1 protein-coding gene is annotated in these 2,773 nt (G+C 73.9%); it reads left to right on the plus strand.

The features are described 5' to 3' along the window. The coding region (locus J1C73_RS18105; protein ID WP_207317312.1) for an ATP-binding protein at window positions 1-2,773 on the plus strand (2,773 nt) is incomplete at both ends.

The following is a 2,773-nucleotide window of genomic DNA, read 5'->3' on the forward strand; positions in this document are numbered from 1 at the left end:
GCGGCCCCGCCCGCCGCCCTCGTGCCCGAGCTGATGGAGCTGACCGCGGCCCACCCGTACGACGAACGCTTCCGGGCCCAGCTCATCCGCGCCCTGCGCGCCGTCGGCCGGCAGGCCGACGCTCTCGCCGCGTACGAGGACGCGCGCCGCGCCCTCGCCGAGGGGCTCGGCACCGACCCCGGACCCGAACTGACCGCTCTCCACCGCGGACTGCTCACCCCCGCATCGCTCGCACCCGGCCCCGCGGAGGCGGAACCCGCCCGGGGCAACCTCCGCCCCCGCCTCACCTCCTTCGTCGGCCGCGAGCCCGAACTCCGCACCATCCGGAACGATCTGACCCGCTCCCGGCTGGTCACCCTCACCGGTCCGGGAGGCTCGGGGAAGACCCGCCTCGCCGAGGAGTCCGCGGCGCACGAGGGCCGGGCCGCCGCCGGTGACGTCTGGCTTGCCGAACTCGCCCCGGTGGAAGCGCCCGAAGCCGTCCCGGGAGCCGTACTCTCCGCGCTCGCGCTGCGCGAGACGGCACTGCTGCGGGACAGCGGCCACGAAGGAACGTATCCGCGCACCGATCCGGTCGACCTGCTCGCCGATCACCTCGCGCACCGCTCCAGGTCGCGCCCCTTCCTCCTCATCCTCGACAACTGCGAGCACGTCATCGATGCGGCGGCCGCGCTGGCCGAGACCCTGCTGACCCGCTGCCCGCGGCTGCGCATCCTCGCGACCAGCCGCGAACCGCTCGGCGTGCCCGGCGAATCCGTACGTCCGGTGGACCCGCTCCCGGCCGATTTCGCCCACCGCCTCTTCACCGAGCGGGCCCGTGCCGTGCGCCCCGAGTTCGACCCCGAGCGGGAGGCCGCACACGATCCGCACGCCGTCGCCGAGATCTGCCGCCGCCTGGACGGGCTGCCGCTCGCCATCGAACTCGCCGCCGCCCGGCTCCGGATGCTCGGTCCGCGCCAGATCGCCGACCGGCTGGACGACCGGTTCCGCCTGCTGACCGGCGGCAGCCGGACCGCGCTGCCGCGCCAGCAGACCCTGCGGGCGGTCGTCGACTGGTCCTGGGACCTCCTGGACGAGGACGAACGCACCGTCCTGCGCCAGGTCTCGGTCTTCGCGGGCGGCTGGGACCTGCCCGCCGCCGAGGCGGTCATCACGACGACGGCCGACACCGCCGACCTCATCGGGGCACTCATCGACAAGTCCCTCGTCGTCGCCACCCCGGTCGACGGCGGCGGGATGCGCTACCGCCTCCTGGAGACCATTCACGAGTACGCCATCGAGCGCTGCGCCGAGACCCCCGGCGTACGGGCAGCTGCCGGGCGGGCGCACACCGCGTACTTCCTCGCACTCGTCGAGGAGGCCGATCCGCGGCTGCGCTCCGCCGACCAGCTCCCATGGATCCAGCGCCTGGAGACGGACCTCGACAACATCCGGGCCGCACTCCACCGCACCACCGCCCCCGCAGGCCCGCCGGACACGGCAGGTCCGTCGGCTCCATCCGGTCCGTCCGACTCCTCGGGGCCGTCGCAGCCGTCCGAATCCGACGCGGCGCGTCTGGTGCTGGGCATGGGGTGGTTCTGGTGGCTGCGCAACTACCGCACCGAGGGCCTCACCTGGACCGCGCGAGCGCTGGCGTTCGGCCCTGAGCCCACCGACCGGACCGACCCCCGCTACTGGCCCTGGATGAATCTGTGCATGCTGCGGTTCTTCCTGGAGATGGAGAGCCGTCCGTCCGACGTGGACCGCGACGACGACCACGACACCCGGGCGGCGCTCGCGAGCCGGGTGGCCGACGCCTTCGCGTCCTCGGGGCCCCAGGCCGCCCGCTTCCCCGGGCTGCTCTGGCCGATGACCACTTTCTTCAGCCTGGGCATGCCGGACGTCCGGAAGAAGATCGACGCGGCCGTCGACAACGCCCGTATCCACGGTGGTGCCTGGGAGTACGGCGTCGCGTTGATGTTCCGGACGCACATGGTCGTCGACATGGCCGGCGGCATGCCGGGGGTCGACGCCGATCTGGGGGAGCTGCGCGCACTGAGCCGCCTCGTCGGCGACCGCTGGATGCGTGCCCAGGTCGCCTCCGCCGCAGCCGAGGCGGGCATGATGCGCGGGCGGTACGACGAGGCGCGTGCGGCCTACGAGGAGGCACTGCTGCTCGCCCGCGAGGTCGGGGCCCATACCGAGGTCCCGTTCCTCCTGGCCAGGCTCGCCGAACTCTTCTACCGCACCGACGACCCGGCGGCCGCCGATCAGCTCCTGGAGCGGTCGGAGTCCGAGGCGGAGCGCTACCAGACGCACGACGCGACCGCGTACGTCCACTACCTGCGGGCCACCATGGCGCTGGAACGCGGTGATATCCCGATGGCGCGGCGGATGCAGGCCGCGGCGAAGGCGGAGAACACGATCGGCAGCCCGCCGTCGCACTTCACCGCGATCCTTGAGGGGCTGTCGGCCCGCATCACCGTCCACGAACCGGGGCCCGGGAGCGGTCCGGCCGCCGGCCTGCGCGGGCTGACGGCGGCCCTCGTCTCGGCACGGGACGCACTGTGCGCCGAGATCGTCACCGGACGCCTGGCGGACGGCGTGGTGACCGTACTGCCCGAGGTGGGCCGTCACGCGGCCGCCGTACGCATCCTGGCCGCTGCCGACAGCTGGCGGCTGTCCGGCCCCAGGACCGCGGCGGAGCAGTCCGAGGTGGACGCGGCCGGGCAACTGGCCCGCAAGGTACTGGGGACGCGGCAGTACGAGGAGGAGCACGCGGCCGGCCGCGTGC

It is taken from the genome of Streptomyces laculatispora (genome assembly GCF_017353455.1).
Lineage (GTDB): Bacteria > Actinomycetota > Actinomycetes > Streptomycetales > Streptomycetaceae > Streptomyces > Streptomyces laculatispora.